This is a genomic window from Streptomyces sp. bgisy027 (assembly GCF_057710365.1).
In genome coordinates this window covers 144049-159301 of record NZ_JBYIVZ010000007.1, presented here as the reverse complement: position 1 = coordinate 159301, position 15253 = coordinate 144049, and the positions used below count along the sequence as shown (strand labels likewise).

Annotated in this window: 18 protein-coding genes; 8 read left to right on the top strand and 10 right to left on the bottom strand. The window is 72.5% G+C overall.

All coding sequences use genetic code 11. The features are described from left to right. Positions 1-71 precede the first annotated feature (71 nt). A complete protein-coding gene (locus AC3ETA_RS09960; RefSeq protein WP_432192450.1) occupies positions 72-953 on the top strand; it encodes a YegS/Rv2252/BmrU family lipid kinase in 882 nt (293 codons plus the stop codon). A gap of 27 nt (positions 954-980) precedes the next feature. Here the strand turns inward: AC3ETA_RS09960 and AC3ETA_RS09955 are convergent, their stop codons facing one another. Continuing rightward, complete coding sequence (locus AC3ETA_RS09955) at positions 981-1346, bottom strand: helix-turn-helix transcriptional regulator (RefSeq protein ID WP_432192449.1); 366 nt, start codon at positions 1344-1346, stop codon at positions 981-983. 127 nt (positions 1347-1473) lie between these two features. Between AC3ETA_RS09955 and AC3ETA_RS09950 the strand changes: the two genes are divergently transcribed. The 4 genes from AC3ETA_RS09950 (at position 1474) to AC3ETA_RS09935 (ending at position 5800) form a co-directional block, all read left to right on the top strand. Then, on the top strand, positions 1474-2157 hold the full coding sequence (locus AC3ETA_RS09950) for an ANTAR domain-containing protein (protein WP_432192448.1): 684 nt from the start codon (positions 1474-1476) through the stop codon (positions 2155-2157). Positions 2158-2185: 28 nt separating this feature from the next. Further along, positions 2186-2638, top strand: coding sequence for a flavodoxin family protein (locus AC3ETA_RS09945; protein ID WP_432192447.1), 453 nt, complete (start codon positions 2186-2188; stop codon positions 2636-2638). Between the two features lie 242 nt (positions 2639-2880). Then, a complete protein-coding gene (locus tag AC3ETA_RS09940) occupies positions 2881-4884 on the top strand; it encodes a DUF1996 domain-containing protein (RefSeq protein WP_432192446.1) in 2004 nt (667 codons plus the stop codon). Positions 4885-5020: 136 nt separating this feature from the next. Further along, on the top strand, positions 5021-5800 hold the full coding sequence (locus tag AC3ETA_RS09935) for an aminotransferase class IV family protein (RefSeq protein WP_432192445.1): 780 nt from the start codon (positions 5021-5023) through the stop codon (positions 5798-5800). Here AC3ETA_RS09935 and AC3ETA_RS09930 read toward each other — a convergent pair. From AC3ETA_RS09930 to AC3ETA_RS09920, 3 genes are all read right to left on the bottom strand, one after another. Further along, on the bottom strand, positions 5797-6546 hold the full coding sequence (locus AC3ETA_RS09930) for an SDR family NAD(P)-dependent oxidoreductase (protein WP_432192444.1): 750 nt from the start codon (positions 6544-6546) through the stop codon (positions 5797-5799). The genes AC3ETA_RS09935 and AC3ETA_RS09930 overlap by 4 nt on opposite strands. 111 nt (positions 6547-6657) lie before the next feature. Beyond that, positions 6658-7419 carry a YqjF family protein gene (locus AC3ETA_RS09925; RefSeq protein WP_432192443.1) on the bottom strand — a complete coding sequence of 254 codons (762 nt, stop codon included), beginning with the start codon at positions 7417-7419 and terminating at the stop codon, positions 6658-6660. Positions 7420-7465: 46 nt separating this feature from the next. Beyond that, positions 7466-8116, bottom strand: a complete 651-nt coding sequence (locus AC3ETA_RS09920) for a TetR/AcrR family transcriptional regulator (protein WP_432192442.1) — start codon at positions 8114-8116, stop codon at positions 7466-7468. A gap of 57 nt (positions 8117-8173) precedes the next feature. Between AC3ETA_RS09920 and AC3ETA_RS09915 the strand changes: the two genes are divergently transcribed. Together AC3ETA_RS09915 and AC3ETA_RS09910 are read left to right on the top strand one after the other, a co-directional pair. Then, complete coding sequence (locus AC3ETA_RS09915; RefSeq protein WP_432192441.1) at positions 8174-8860, top strand: class II aldolase/adducin family protein; 687 nt, start codon at positions 8174-8176, stop codon at positions 8858-8860. Then, the gene (locus AC3ETA_RS09910) at positions 8857-9786 is read left to right on the top strand and encodes a carbohydrate kinase family protein (protein ID WP_432192440.1); all 930 of its coding nucleotides are present in this window, start codon (positions 8857-8859) and stop codon (positions 9784-9786) included. Before AC3ETA_RS09915 ends, AC3ETA_RS09910 begins: the two co-directional genes overlap by 4 nt. A gap of 7 nt (positions 9787-9793) precedes the next feature. Here AC3ETA_RS09910 and AC3ETA_RS09905 read toward each other — a convergent pair whose 3' ends face one another. Together AC3ETA_RS09905 and AC3ETA_RS09900 are read right to left on the bottom strand one after the other, a co-directional pair. Then, a complete protein-coding gene (locus tag AC3ETA_RS09905; RefSeq protein WP_432192439.1) occupies positions 9794-10153 on the bottom strand; it encodes a VOC family protein in 360 nt (119 codons plus the stop codon). 501 nt (positions 10154-10654) lie between these two features. Continuing rightward, positions 10655-11539 (bottom strand): MmyB family transcriptional regulator, encoded by an 885-nt coding sequence (locus tag AC3ETA_RS09900; protein WP_432192438.1) that lies wholly within the window; start codon positions 11537-11539, stop codon positions 10655-10657. Between the two features lie 144 nt (positions 11540-11683). On the opposite strand from AC3ETA_RS09900, the gene AC3ETA_RS09895 reads away from it, so the two are divergent. Then, positions 11684-11899 carry a tautomerase family protein gene (locus AC3ETA_RS09895; RefSeq protein ID WP_432192437.1) on the top strand — a complete coding sequence of 72 codons (216 nt, stop codon included), beginning with the start codon at positions 11684-11686 and terminating at the stop codon, positions 11897-11899. Positions 11900-11907: 8 nt separating this feature from the next. Here the strand turns inward: AC3ETA_RS09895 and AC3ETA_RS09890 are convergent, their stop codons facing one another. The 4 genes from AC3ETA_RS09890 to modA all read right to left on the bottom strand — a co-directional run bounded on the left by AC3ETA_RS09890 (position 11908) and on the right by modA (position 15247). After that, complete coding sequence (locus tag AC3ETA_RS09890) at positions 11908-12327, bottom strand: TOBE domain-containing protein (protein ID WP_432192436.1); 420 nt, start codon at positions 12325-12327, stop codon at positions 11908-11910. A 153-nt stretch (positions 12328-12480) separates the two neighbouring features. Next, entirely contained in the window at positions 12481-13560 is a 1080-nt protein-coding gene (locus AC3ETA_RS09885; protein ID WP_432192435.1) for an ABC transporter ATP-binding protein, read from the bottom strand. Continuing rightward, entirely contained in the window at positions 13557-14423 is an 867-nt protein-coding gene (gene modB / locus AC3ETA_RS09880; protein ID WP_432192434.1) for a molybdate ABC transporter permease subunit, read from the bottom strand. The genes AC3ETA_RS09885 and modB overlap by 4 nt, the downstream gene beginning before the upstream one ends. Beyond that, positions 14420-15247 (bottom strand): molybdate ABC transporter substrate-binding protein, encoded by an 828-nt coding sequence (gene modA, locus AC3ETA_RS09875; RefSeq protein ID WP_432192522.1) that lies wholly within the window; start codon positions 15245-15247, stop codon positions 14420-14422. Before modA ends, modB begins: the two co-directional genes overlap by 4 nt. Between the last annotated feature and the right edge of the window lie 6 nt (positions 15248-15253).

The window sequence follows — 15253 nt, the reverse complement described above, 5'->3', positions numbered from 1 at the left end:
CCCCGCCCTCGCTCACCCTCACCCCGGCCCGCCTCCGGCAGCTCCCTCCCGTCGGCCCGAAAGGCACACCGATGCGACAGTTCACCGCCATCGTCAACCCCACGGCGGGCGGATCCGCCTCCGCGGCCGCGCTGCTCGAAGTGGCCCGGCCGCTGCGGGACGCCGGGGCCGACCTGGAGACCCAGTACAGCCGCAGCCTGGCCCACGCCCGGGAGCTGGCCAGGGACGCCGGAGAGCGGGGGCGGGTGGTGCTCGCCGTCGGCGGCGACGGAATGGCCGGCGGCATCGGGGGTGCCCTCAGCGGCACCGAGATGGTGCTGGGCCTGGTCCCGGCCGGCCGAGGCAACGACTTCGCCCGGGCCCTCGGACTGCCCACCGACCCGGCCGCACTGGCCGAGGTACTGCTCCGCCACGAGCCCCGGAAGGTCGACACCATCGAGGTCGAGTCGGCCGTGCACGACCGCACGGTGGTCCTCGGCAGCGTGTACGCCGGCGTCGACGCGCTCGCCAACCGCCACGCCAACAACGCCACCCTGCTGCGCGGCGCCGCCTCCTACTACGCGGGCGGCCTGCGCGCCGTCACGACCTGGCGTGCCGCGCGCTACCGGGTCACCGTCGACGGCCGGGAGCACCTGCACATCGGCTACACGGTCGTGGCCGCCAACTCCGGCTACTACGGCTCGGGTCGGCTGATCGCGCCCGACGCCCGTGTGGACGACGGCCTGCTGGAGGTCGTGATGATCCGCGAGGCCCCGCGCCGGCTGTTCTTCGCCCTGATGAACGACCTCAGGACGGGCGCTCATGTCCACCGCCCCCAGGTCGAGATACTGCGGGGCAAGGAGATCCGCATCTCGGCCGACCGCGACGTGCCCTACGGCGCCGACGGCGAGGTCGAGGCGAACCTCCCGGTCACGCTCAGAGTCCTGCCGGAAGCGCTGCGTGTTCTGTGCTGAGGCGTCCGGTGCCGAGATGTCCCGCGATCATCCGCCGTCCAGCGGCATCCGCTGCCGGGCGGCCCTGAGCTGCTCGGCGGCGCCGCCGCGGTCGGCCTCGTCGTGGATGAGCAGGGAGAGCAGCGCGGCCACGGGCAGCCCGGCCTCGGCGGGGTGCCGCAGCAGCTTGCCCGGTTCGATCCGGTAGATGTTGGTCCGGCCCTCGCGGACGTGGGACAGATAACCGTCCCGCTCCAGCTCCGAAATGATCTTCTGGACGGCCCGTTCGGTGAGCCGGCAGTGCGCCGCGATATGGCGGATCCGGACGTTCGAGTCGTCGGCGATCGTCGCGAGTACGCGCGCGTGGTTGGTGAGAAATGTCCATCCGGTGTGCGGCTCAGGGACTCCGTCCATGTACCAACAGTACGGCTGCGGGTTCACGTATACAAATACACGCACTGGATTTCATGTATCTATTGACGTGTTCGCTGGTTCGGGTCACTCTGGTGCAGAGATGCGGGGTACCTGAGGAGAGGCGGACATGTCCGAGCTCACTTCCGCTGTGCCGGGTCCTGACGGTGACCGGGTCGGTGTGGAGGTACGCGGAGAACTCGACCTCGACACCGGCGAGCGGCTGCGCGGCGCCCTGCGTGAGGCACTGCGTCGCTCGGCCCGAGGTGTCGATCTCGACCTGAAGGGCGTCACGTTCTGCGACTGTGCCGCCCTCAACATCCTGCTCGCCCTGCGCCTGCGAGCGCTCAAGCAGGGCAAGACGGTCGTGATCCGCGCCAGTGGTGCGGCCGTCGACCGGCTCCTCGCCCTGACCCGGACGCGAGAGCTGTTCGCCGCTCCCGATGCCGACGGACAGGACCCGGCGGCGCGGGAGGGGCGCGGAGCGGCGCAGGTGTCCGAGGACTTCGTGGAGGACCTGCGGATCGAGGTCGCCCAACTGCGCCGGGCGATGCAGACCCGGCCCACCATCGACCTGGCCCGCGGCATCCTCATGGCCTCCTTCGGCCTGAGCTCCGAGGACGCCTGGACGGTGCTGGTCGAGGCATCCCAGAACACCAACACCAAGCTGCACACCCTCGCCGGGGACCTGGTCACCGCCGTGCACGGCGACCCGCTGCCCGAAGCGGTGCGGGAGCAGCTGTCGTCCGCGGTCGCCAAGGTCGACTCCGCAGGTTCCGCCCGCTCCGTCGTCGGAGCGTCGCGGTTGCGTTGATCGGCGGCGCGGCGGCAGGGTTCGGCATGTGCCTACTTTGCTGATCGTCCATCACACCCCCTCGCCCAACTGCCAGGCCATGCTCGAAGCCGTCGTCTCCGGTGCGACCGCGCCCGAGATCGAGGGCGTCGACGTCGTGCGGCGGGCGGCCCTGTCGGCCACCGCGTCCGACGTGCTCGACGCCGACGCGTACCTGCTGGGCACCCCCGCGAACCTCGGCTACGTCTCGGGCGCTCTCAAGCACTTCTTCGACCAGATCTACTACCCGTGCCTTGACGCGACCCGCGGCCGCCCCTTTGGCTACTACGTGCACGGCGGCAGCGACGTGACCGGCGCCGTGCGGGCCGTCGACTCCATCACGACCGGCCTGGCCTGGCAGCGCGCCGCGCAGCCCGTGACGGTGACCGGTGAGCCCGGCAGGGCCGACATCGAGGCCTGCTGGGAACTGGGCGCGGCGCTCGCCGCCGGACTGATGGACTGAGCAGGGCCCCGCGCCGCTCGGGATTCGGTTCGAACACCCTTGCTCGGACGAGGTTTACGCGGCTCATAAGATATTTCTGAGAATTCCTGAGGCGGTTGAACACTGAGCCGTCGGCCTCCGTATAGGACCGGGGGATTTACATGCCCTGACCGACCACGAGGCGTAGGAGTACTTCCTTGGGACGCAGCACGCGAAGACGCCCAACGGGCGCACGGCGCGCGACCTTTGCAGCGGTCGCGCTGATGTTGGGCGGCGGCGGCCTCGTTGGGGCCAACGTCTATGCCTCGGCGACCGAAGACGGCGGAGCGGACTCCGCCGAGACGTTGTCCTCCCCGGCCGGCACGATCGACTGCCCGGACGTCGGCGACAAACTGACGGATGTGCCGGAGGACGCCAAGGAGGACGTCGCGAAGGAGCTGGCCCTCCTGGACCAGCAGACAGCCGACGCCTACCAGCGGTTGACGGATGCGGCGCAGGCGATCCAGCAGGACCCCGGCTTCGCCGACAACGCCATCATGAAGCCGCTGAAGGAGAAGCGCGGCGCGACGATCGAGCGGATCGTCATCGCCGTGGACCGCACGGGGGACCGGCCCGAGGGCCTGGACGGCCTCGCCGACTGCACCCTGCGCGCCCCCGAGGCCGGCAGCGGTGACCAGACGAACGGCGCCGACGGCGGGGGCGACGCCCAGGACAACGGCGGCGACAACCAGAACGGCGCCGACCAGGGCGGCGAAGAGCAGGGCGACGGCGGCCAGAACGCCGGCAACGGCGGACAGGCCGGCAACGGCCCCAACGCCGCGGACTACGAGGACATCAAGTCCGTGCAGCCGAACGTCCAGAAGCCGGCCCTGTCCCCGGACGCCTCCCGCGGCACCTTCGCCACCAGCTGCGGCGTCAACGAGAACGGCCTGTTCAACTCGGACAACATCATCGTGGCCCCCGGCGTCTCCAACGGCGCGCACCACTTCCACGACTACATCGGCAACCAGTCCAACGACGCCTTCGCGAGTGACGAGGACCTGGCGAACGCCGAGACGAGCTGTGTGAACCAGGGCGACAAGTCCACGTACTACTGGCCCGTGATCCGTCTCCAGAACGGCTCGCAGGAGCAGGACGCCAACTCGCCCGGCGGCGGCATCGAGGGCAACGCCGGTGAGATCGTCACCCCCAAGGAGGTGACGCTGGACTTCGTGGGCAACCCGCGCGGCAAGGTCACCGAGATGCCGCGGCTGCTGCGCATCATCACCGGTGACGCGAAGGCGTTCATCAACGGCACCGCGAACGCCAACGCCTCCTGGAGCTGCACCGGCTTCGAGGACCGGCAGCTGAAGGACAAGTACCCGCTGTGCCCGCAGGGCAGTGACGTGGTGCGCACCTTCAAGTTCCAGAGCTGCTGGGACGGGACGAACATCGACAGCGCCAACCACCGCACGCACGTGGCGTTCGCCGCGGCGGACGGCAGCTGCGCGAACGGCTTCAAGGCCATTCCGCAGCTGGTGCAGCGGATCGTCTACGACGTCAACGCGCCGAGCCTGCAGGACGGCGGCAAGACGACCCCGCTGTTCGCGGTGGACTCCTTCCCGGAGCAGCTGCACAAGCCCGTCACCGACCACGGCGACTTCATCAACGTCTTCGACGAGAAGCTGATGGGCGAGGTGGTCGACTGCATCAACGACGGCCGCAAGTGCGGTGTCGGCGCCGACGAGGGCAACGACCCGGGCCAGGAGGAGCCCACCGAGGCGCCCACCACGCCGCCGGCCGACGACGACAAGCCGGAGCCGGGCGACGGAGGCAACGAGCAGACGGACCCGCCGGCCGACGACGACCCGGCGACCGATGCCCCCGCCACCGAGGACCCGAAGACCGGGAAGCCGGCCACCGAGGCTCCCGCGAACGACGAGCCCGGTGACGACAAGCCCGCCACCGACCCGGCGAACGACGACAAGCCCACCATGTCCAGCACGGTGGCCCCCAAGTCGTCCGGAACCCCGGCGGCCGGCGCGGGCGACGACCAGGCGCAGGGTGGCTCGGGCGACGAGGAGAACGCGGGCGGTGCCGCGGCGCAGACCCAGCCTCCCGCCGAGGACACCGAGGACACCGAGGACAGCCTGGGCACCAAGCCGCAGGCGGTCGGCGGCAACCTGGCCGAGACGGGCGCCACCACGCTGTGGCCCGCCGCGGGCGGTGCCGTCCTCCTCATCGGCGGCTTCCTGGTGCTGATCCGCGCCAGGCGCAGCGCGCGATAGCGGTGACAACGCAACAAGGGAACGGCGCGTGAGGCGCTGACCTCCCGCAGGGGCCCGGACCGGTTCACCCGGTCCGGGCCCTTCGCGTTCCGCGGCTCCGGGGTGCCATGACGCCGGTCCTGACATCCTGGGCCGCATGGCGACGCTCAACGGAAAGCTCGTTTCCCCCGATGAACTGCTGTCCCTGGCCCTGGTCAACGTCGGCCACTTCACGACCATGCGGGTGGAGGACGGCGGCGTTCGCGGCCTGTCGCTGCACATGGAACGCCTCAGGAAGGACTGCGGGGCCGTGTGGGGTGCCGACCTCGACACCGGACGCGTCCGCGACTTCGTCCGCAGGGCCCTGGACGGACGGCCGAGGCCGTGCGTTGTCCGCGTGACCGTCTACGACCCCGGGGTCGACATGGCACACCTCGCGCAGGCCGGGGAGCCACAGGTCCTGGTCACCGTGCGCGGCGCCGGCGCGCTGCCGCCGGCTCCGCTGCGCGTCAGGAGCATGCCCTACGAGCGGGACCTGCCGGAGGTGAAGCACGTCGGCCTGTTCGGGTCCCTGCACACCCGGCGCGCCGCCCAACTCGCCGGGTTCGACGACGCCCTGTTCATCGGACGCGACGGACTCGTCAGCGAAGGCAGCACCTGGAACGTCGGATTCGTCGACCGGGACGGCACGGTGGTGTGGCCACAGGCTCCCGTACTGCCCGGGGTCACCATGGCCCTGCTCCGGCAGCGCGCCGCACACCGCACCGCCCCCCTCACCCTGGAACGGGCCAAGGGCATGGCAGCCGCGTTCGCCACCAGCACAGGCATCGGGGTGCGGGGCGTCGCCGCGATCGACGCCACCGAATTGCCCACGGAACACCCCGTCCTGGACCGGCTGCGCGAGACCTACCTGGCCGTGCCCGTCGAGAGCCTCTAGTCCACGATCGCGCCGCAGGAGATGTTCACGTCCGTCGCGGTGAGCGTGCGGGCCCGGTCGGAGGCGACGAAGGCGGCCATGTCGCCGACGTCTGCGAGGGTCGCGGTCCGGCCGAGCCGGGTCGCGTCGACCAGGCTGTCGACGATGCCCTCCGCGCCGGGGAACTCCGTGGGCAGGGATTCCGGCACGCCGCCGGACTTCAGCGTCACGACCCGGATGCCGTGCGGGCCCAGCTCGATCGCCCACTGGCGGCGCAGCCCCTCCAGCGCGTCCGGAGCGATCTTGAAACGGCCGAGGCCGGGCAGGGTCTGCGTCCCACCGCCACCGAAGGCGAGGATCACACCCGTGCCCCGCGCGGTCATGTGGCGGGCCGCTGCCCGGGTCGTCAGGAACTGCGACCGCGTCGCCGTCACGATGGGCTGGAGGAAGTCCGCCTGTGAGATCTCCATCAGCGGTTGCTGGACGTCGCCGTAGCCGATGGCGTCGAACGAGACGTCGATCCGCCCCGCGCGCGCGGCGACACCGTCGACGAAGGCGTCCACCGCGGCCTCGTCCCCCGCGTCGACCACGGCCGTCTCCGCGGCCCCGCCCGCGGCACGGATCTCCTCGGCGACCTTGTCGAGCGGCCCGGCGGTCCGTCCGGCGAGGAAGGCGCGCGCCCCCTCACGGGCGAAGGCGCGTGCCGCCGCCCCGCCGATGGAGCCACCCGCGCCGTACACCACCGCGACCTTGTCCTCGAGCAACATGATCGATCTCCGTTCCGATCGGCTGTCGGCAGGCCGGCCGCGCGGTGCGGCCCCGGCCCTCTCATCCGATACGTCGGGGCCGGCTTCCGGAATTCGACACACGTGAGCGGATCAGGGAGTGGGGATGCCTGCGGGGCGCGCCGGACGGCCGAGCCGGACCGGGACGCCGGGGGAGTACAGCACGCTGGCCGGGGCGCCGCTCGGGGCCGGCAGTCCGGCCGCCGTGATCAGGTTCTCCTTGCAGGTCAGCAGCTCGGCGCGGTACAGCGGCCACCGGGGGTGGTGATTGGGCAGGAACGCCAGCGGTTCGGGCTCGCCGAAGAAGGCGTTGTGCATGCCCCAGCGCGCGGTGAGGAAGTGCTCCAGCTCGGTGGGCTCCTCGATGCGTTCGCCGGTGCGCACGCTGATGCGGCTGTACGCGCCGCGCGGCCCCGGCCAGCGGCGGGAACTCGTGTAGGTGACGGTGTCGCCGGCCTGCCGGACGGTCATCCGGGACCAGAGGTAGGGCAGCCGGAAGCCGACGCGCCCCATCACGACCGGGATCAGTCGCGAGGCGTCCATCGACCGGAACACGACCCCGCGCCGCCCGTGCCCGTCCACCGAGTACAGCCGCACATTGGTCTCCGGGAAGGTCCCGAGATACGGCACCCCGGGCATCCGCAGCCAGCCCACCCGGTGCATCCGGAAGGCGACCAGCCCGACGTAGGTGACCCCGTCGTGGGTGTCCGCGACGGTGCCCCGCGGCAGCAGCGCCGTCACCGCTTCGGGGTCGACCGCCCAGTGGATGAAGGCGAGGTCCAGCCACTCCTGGGTGAGGAGCGCAGTACGTATACGGGCGGGGGCGTCCGGCGTGACGGGCGTGGGTTTCGGCACGATGCCAGGATGACAGAGCCGACTCCGCCGTCGGTGGAGCCCCAGGTCAGCGGTAGCGTGCGGTGACTGCGGCGAGGTACCCGCGCAGCATGATCCGGGCCTCGTCGAGCAGACCCGGATCACCCTCGGGGTCCCGGCGGAACGCCTCCTGGGCGAGAGCGTCGGCTGCGAGGACCGCGGCATGGCAGGCGTCGGCGAGCGCCTCGGTGTCGTGGGCGAGGCCGAGCGCCGGCAGGATGTGCCGGATGCCCTCCGCCATCCGCCGCTTGTGCTCGCGGTCGGCCGTGCGGATCTGCTCGGTGAGGCTGCTGCCGAACCACAGGGCCCGGAAGCCGTGCTCGGTGCGGTAGATCGCGGCGTAGGTGTCGATCAGTACGCCGACGGGGTCCTCCCACCGCTCGGTCGTCGACGCCCGGACGAGATCGTCCATGGTCGTCTCCAGCCGGGCGAAGTATCCCGCCGCGAGAGCGTCGACGATGGCGTCCCGGTCGGGGAGGTACTGGTACAGCGAACCGACCGAGACCTCGGCCTCCGCGGCGATCCGGGTCGTCGTCAGCGCCTGCGCCCCCTCGCGTATCAGGACGCGCTCGGCCGCCTGGAGGACCCGGGCGAGCCGGGCCTTGCTGCGTGCCTGCTGGGGTGTGCGGCGCAGCGGGACCTGCCAGGTGCCGCCGGGATCCGGGGTCGGATCGCCCATGTGCGGCCTCCGAATGTGAACGTGACTTTGATTCAGCTTTAGGCTAGCGTCGCGTGCATGACAGGCTCAAGCTCGGTGCCGGGTCAGGAGCGCGTGGCCGTGGCCGAGGCGTGTCGTCGGCTGGGGGCGGAGGGCCTGCTCATCGGCACGGCCGGCAACGTCAGCACACGCGTCGACGACCGGGTCGCGATCACCGCCACCGGCGCGGTGCTCGCCGAACTCACGCCGGACCAGGTGACCGTGGTCGACCTCGACGGCACCGTCGTGGCCGGGACCCTCGAACCCACCTCCGAACTCGACCTCCACCTCGGCGTCTACCGCCGCTACGGCACCGGCGCGGTCGTCCACACCCACGCCCCGATGGCGACCGCGCTGTCCTGCGTGCTCGACGAACTGCCCTGCATCCACTACCAGTTGCTCGCCCTCGGCGGCTCGGTGCGCGTCGCTCCGTACGCCACCTTCGGCACCCCCGAACTCGCCGAGTCCGTCCTGACGGCGCTGGACGGACGCAGCGCCGCACTGATGGCGAGCCACGGCGCCCTCACCCACGCCCCGACCCTGGGCCAGGCCGTCGAGCATGCGCTGCTGCTGGAGTGGGCCTGCGGTGTCTACCAGCGCGCCGCCGCCCTCGGCACGCCCCGCGTCCTCGACGAACACCAGCAACTCGCCGTGATCGAGGCCGCGCTCGCCCGGAACTACGGCACGACCCGCTCCGTACCACCCGTGCAGGAGGGAAACCGATGAAGGTCGTCACGCTGGGCGTGCATGTGCTGGACGTGCTGGTGCGGCCCGTCGAGGCCATACCCGAGGGCCAGGGCGCCACGCTGGTCGAGGACATCAGGATGACCGCCGCCGGCACGGCCGGCGGAACCGCGCTCACCCTCGCCAAGCTCGGGGCCACGGTGGAGAGCGCGGGGGCGATCGGGGCTGACCCCACCGGGGACATGCTGGTCCAGCTCCTCGGCGCGGCCGGCGTCGACACCCGGCACCTCGTCCGCCGCACGGACACCGCCACCTCCGCGAGTGTCCTGCCCATCCGCCCCAACGGCGACCGCCCCTCCCTGCACCTCCTCGGCGCCAACATCACCTACGGCGCCGACGACGTGCCCTGGGACGCCATCGCCGAAGCCGACCACCTGCACCTCGGCGGCCCCGAGCTGATCGGCGTCGACACCGCCACGCGCATCCTGTCGCACGCCAGGGAACACGGCGTGACGACCTCGGTGGACCTCCTGGCACCCGGCGTGCTCGGCAGCTTCGAGCAGATCGAGGCCGCCCTGCCGTACGTCGACCACATGCTGCCCAACGAGGACCAGGTCCTCGGCTTCACCGGCGAGCGGGACCTCACCACGGGCGCGCAGAAGCTCCTGGCCGCCGGGGCCGGTCTCGTCGCCGTCACCCGGGGCGGCGACGGCGCGCTGCTGGTGACCCCGGACGGCACCGAGCAGGTGCCCGCCTTCGCGATCGGCGTCGTCGACACCACCGGCTGCGGCGACGCCTTCTCGGCCGGCTTCGTCCGCGGCACGGGCCTGGGCCGCACGCCGCACGCGTCGGCCGTCCTGGGCTGCGCCGCGGCTGCCCTGGTGGCGCAGGGGCTCGGCAGCGATCACGGGGACTTCGACCTCGCCGCCGCGGACGCGTTCGCGCAGGAGCAGGGGCCGCGCACCTGAGGTGCCGTCAGTCGTCCCGGTGGCTGACGATGTTGAGGACGTTGCCGTCGGGCGCGCGGACGAGGAACCTGCGCGGGCCCCAGGGTTCGTCGGTGAGCGGGTGCACGATCTCGTAACCGTGGCGGAGGGCGTCGGCGTAGGCCCGGTCGACGCCCGCGCCGACGCGGACCGACACGGCGGCGAGCTCGGGCGCGGTCGCGTCGCGGGTCACGAGCTGGATCTGCGCCCGGCCGTCGGGCGACCGGTAGCGGGCGACCCAGCCCATGTCGAAGTCCTGGACGCTCAGCCCGAGGTAGCCGGTGCAGAAGTCGCGGGCGGCGGCGATGTCGGGGACGTGGAGGTCGGGCGTGATGCCGGTGGGCTCCATCGTGATTCCTTTCCGGGCCGTTCCGGTGCCTCCGACGCTACGCTTCGGCCACTCGTCCGGCGTGTCCGGCGCCCGCTCGTCGAACCTCCGCCGGCCGGCCGCGAGCGCCTCGGTCGAGGGCGTCCTCCATGTCCGTCTGCCAGTAGGTGACGCTCGGCGCGCTGTCGCAGTGGATGCGTTCGGCGTGGCGCTCGACGCCGCGCGGCCGACCGTCGTCGCGGGGGACGGGCAGCGGGGCTTCCCGTTCAAGGTGAGCGAGTCGGACCCGGAGGACTTGGAGGTCACGGCCGACGCGTCGGCGTACGGCGTGTGCCGGCACCTGGAGCCGGCCTGGTCCGGCGGGGACCGGAAGGGCACGCTGGTCGTCGACGACGGCGGGCGGTCGTTCCGCGCCAGCGGCGACAACGGGCGGCCGGCCTACGAGTTCCCGCTCGGCGCCCGGAGGTGGTCGAAGTCAGCGGGAGGATGCGCGGGGAGCCCCGGCCGATGCTGCCGGGTGCCTCAGACGGCTCGTCCCGCCCGTCCCTCGTCCGCCGACGACATGTCCTGGCGTCCTACGACGGAGAGCAGTTCGAGCCGGGCCGCGCCCTGAGTGCCCGGCGGCGCCGTGAACCACAGCAGCCGCTGGTGGCCGTCCTCGCTGAACAGACTGTGGCAGTCCACCTCGATCACCCCGAGCGCGGGATGGACGATCCGTTTGTGGTCGGCCCGGCGCACGCCCACGTCACGGGTGTCCCACAGCGCGGCGAACTCCTCGCTGGCACGCCGCAGTCCGGCCACGATCCGGTCGACCTCGGCGTCCCGGCCCCGCCGGGCGGCCACCGCCCGCAGGTCGGCGACGAACACGGCGGAGTGGTGCGCATGGTCCTCGGGCGGATACAGGGCCCGCGAGGCCGGCTCGGTGAACCAGCGGTGGAGGAAGCCGGACGTGGGGCCGCCCGGCGGTCCGCAGACCGCCGGGTGCGCCCCGACCAGAGCGGCGGCCAGGGGGTTCTGTGCCAAGGTCTCGTGCAGGGCGGTGATGACCATCGCCGGCGTCGTGGTCAGCCGGTCCAGGAGGCTCAGCAGACCGGGTTCGACGTGCGCGGCCGGGCCGTGCGCGGCCGGGGGTATCCGGCGGTCCGCCAGATGGAACAGGTGATCGCGCTCGTCCCTGTTCAGCCGCAGCGCGCGGGCCAGCGCGGCCAGTGTCTGGTCGGAGGGCTGGGCGCCACGGCCGCGTTCCAGCTCGGTGTAGTAGTCGGCGGACAGGCCGGCCAGGTGCGCCACCTCCTCGCGGCGCAGACCGGGCACCCGGCGCCTGGGCCCGGCCGTGAGCCCGACATCGCCGGGCCGCACACGGGCGCGCCGGGACTTGAGGAACGCGGCGAGTTCGGAGAGGTTCACACCCCCATCCTGCCTCCGGCCGCTGCGCTCACCCAGGGGACGGCAACCCCTGGGTGAGCGCAGCCCTGGCGGCGGGCGTGACCCCGGCCGAGGGTGGAGCTCGCAAGTGCCACCGGCCGAAACCGAGTCGAGAGAGCCCCTGACATGCCGTTCGCGAACTTCAAGGTCCCCGCCGGGACCCTCACCACCGAGCAGATGGAGCAGATCGTCACCACCGCCACCGAGTTGTACGTCGGCATCTACGGCGAGCGGGCCCGGGCCACCACCCTGGTGCTCGTCGAGGAGGTTCCCGACGGCGGGTGGGGCATCGGCGGTGAGGTCCTGACCCTGGCCAGGCTTCAGCAGGCCCCGGGCAGCTGACGCGGGTCTCACACGGCGGCGAGGGACACCTCGGTCGACTTGAACAGGACGGTGACGGCGGAGCCCGCCGCCAATCCCAGTTCGCCGACCGCGTCCGCGGTGATCGCGGCCGTCACCTCGCCGCCGTCGACGGACACGCGCACCGAGGCCATCGCGGCGCCCGTCGCGACCTCGCGCACGGTGCCGGGCAGCCGGTTGCGGATGGACAGGCCCTCCACCGGGCCGGTGGCCAGTGCGACCTCCGTCGCCTTGACCAGGGCCTGTACGGCGGAGCCCGCCGCGAGGCCCAGATCCCTGACCGCGTCGGCGGTGATGGCGGCGATGACGTCCTGACCGCCGTCGAGGCGGACCCGGACCGTTGCCATCGCCTCCCCCGGAGTGACGGAGGTGACGGTGCCGGGGATCTGGTTGCGGATGCTCAGGCTCATGGTCGTACGCCTCACGAGGTGTGGGGGATTTGTCGCTGTTGGTGGTGCTGTGCGGCCCACGGTAGCCCGGCGGGCGCGCCGCCCGCGGGAACGCCGTCGCAGCCGCGAGGCGAAGGCGCCGCCGCACCTCGCGGAACCGGGCGCCGCGACCTCTCAGGCCGGGTACGCGTGCGTCTGGGTCGCCTTGACCGTCGCCCACACCGTGGCTCCGGGCCGCAGGTCCAGCTCGGCGGCGGCGATGGTCGTGAGGTCGGCGGCCAGCGGCAGTTCGCCGGTGAGGTCGGCGCGGATCTGGTCCCCGTGGGTCTCCAGGCCGACGACCTCGCAGCGCCAGAGGTTGCGGGCGCTGGAACCGGTCGGGCGGTCGCGGTGCAGGGTGACCGCGCCGGGCGGGAAGGCGACGAACACCGGGCCGGTGAGGTCCTCGGTGGTCGTGATCGCGGGACCGCCGTCGACGCGGACCGTGTGCCCCCGCGCCTCGCCCCGGTAGAGGTTGAGGCCGACCAGGTGCGCGATGTAGTCGGTGCGCGGATGGCGGGCGATGTCCGACGGCGTGCCCTCCTGGACGACCCGGCCGTCCTCGACGACGACCAGCCGGTCCGCGAGCACCATCGCGTCCAGCGGATCGTGCGTGACGAGTACGGCGACCGCCTCGAAGCCGGCCAGGTGGCGGCGGAGCTGGGCGCGCACGTCGAGGCGGGTGCGGGCGTCCAGGGCGGCGAGCGGTTCGTCGAGCAGCAGCAGACGCGGGTGCGTGGCCAGTGCGCGGGCCAGGGCGACCCGCTGTGCCTGGCCGCCGGAGAGCTTGCGCGGCTTGCTGCCGGCGTGCGCGGTCAGCCCCATGCGCTCCAGCCACTCGGCGGCCCGGGCACGGGCCGCCGACTTGGTGGCGCCGTGGCAGCGCGGCCCGAAGGCGACGTTGTCCAGCGCGGACAGATGCGGGAAGAGCAGGTAGTCCTGGAAGACGACCCCGACCGGCCGGGACTCCGGCCGCGTGTCCTCCAACTCGGCGCCGTCCAGTCGTAGATGACCGCCGGACAGCGGGACGAGCCCGGCGAGGGCCCGCAGTGCGGTCGTCTTGCCCGCGCCGTTGGGGCCGAGCAGCGCGACCACCTCGCCGGGTGCGGCGCTCAGCGGCACGTCCAGGCGGAAGGCGCCACGCTCCACCACCAGCCGGGCGTGAAGACCCTCACCGGTCCGGGTGGCGGCGGTGGTCTTCTCGGTGTCGGTCATGAGGCGGTCATCCATCGGTCACGCAACCCCGCCAGCACCGCGATCGACACGGCGAGCAGCACCAGGCTGAGGGCGATCGCCGCTTCGGGGTCGTTCTGCAGGGCGAGGTACACGGCGAGCGGCATGGTCTGGGTACGGCCCGGGAAGTTGCCGGCGAAGGTGATCGTGGCGCCGAACTCGCCGAGCGCACGGGCCCAGGCCAGGACGGCACCGGCGGCGATGCCCGGCGCGATCAGCGGCAGGGTGACCCGGCGGAACGCGGTGAAGCGGGACGCGCCCAGCGTCGTGGCGGCCTCCTCGTAGCGCGGGTCGGCGGCCCGCAGGGTGCCCTCCACGCTGATGACGAGGAACGGCATCGCGACGAACGCCTCCGCGACCACCACGCCCGCCGTGGTGAACGGCAGCGTCACCCCGAACCAGTCGTCGAGCCATCTGCCCACGACGCCGTTGCGGCCGAGCGCCATCAGCAGCGCCACACCGCCGACGACCGGTGGCAGGACGAGAGGCAGCGTGACCAGGGCCCGTACGAGACCGCGCCCCGGGAACTCCACCCGGGCCAGCAGCCACGCCAGCGGCACCCCGATCACCAGGCTCACCGCGGTCGCCGCCGTCGCGCAGAGCAGGGAGAGCTGGAGCGCCTGCCACACCTCGGAGCTGGTCAGCAGGTCGGGCATGCTGCGCCACGGGGCGCGGATCAGCAGGGCGACGAGCGGCAGAACCAGGAAGGCCAGACCGATCAGCGCGGGCACGAGCAGCGGCAACGGGGCGCCCCCGCGCTCCCCGCGGCCGCGGACACGACCGCGCCGCGGGCCACCGCTCAGGGTGTCCGCCGCGCCGGCCTTGTCCGGGGCGGGTTCGGTCACGGCTGGAGGAACCCGGCCTCGGACAGGACCTTCTGGCCCTCGGCGGACTGCACCAGTGCGATGAACGCCTTGGCGGCGTCGCTGTTCCGCGACTCCTTGAGCACGGTGATCGGGTAGTCGTTGATGGCGTCGGCGGACTCGGGGAACTCCACGCCCTCCACCTTGTCACCCACCGCCTTCACATCGGTCTTGTAGACGACCGCCGCGTCGGCCTCCTTCAGCACGACCTTGTTCAGGGCGGACTTGACGTCCTCCTCGTAGGACACCGGCGTGAGCTGCAGCTTGCCGGCCTCGATCGCCTTCTCGGCGGCCGCACCGCACGGCACCGTCCTGTCGCACAGCACGACCTTCAGGTCCGACTTGGTGAGGTCCTGGAGGGAGGCGATCTCGGCGGGGTTGCCCGGCAGGGTCGCGATCTCCAGCCGGTTGCGCACGAAGGTGGCCGGGGTGCCCGCGGCGCCCCCCGCATCGGTCACGATCTTCATCGTCCTCGGGCTGGCCGAGGCGAACACATCGGCGGGCGCACCGCCGGTGATGCTCGCGGCGAGGGCATCGCTGCCGCCGAAGCTGAAGGTCACCTTCGTGCCCGGGTGCTCCTTCTCGAACTCCCTGCCCAGCGTCGTGAAGCTCTCCTTGAGCGAGGCCGCCGCGAAGACGGTCACCTCACCGGACAGCTTGCCCGAGGCGGACGCCGACGCGGACGAGTCCGACGTCTTGCCGGAGTCCGAGCCGGAGGACGAGCAGGCGCTCAGGGCCAGCAGGGCGGCGGCGCCCGCGCCGGTCACCTTCAGCGTCCGGCGGGTCCGGCGCACGGAACGGGTCATCACGGG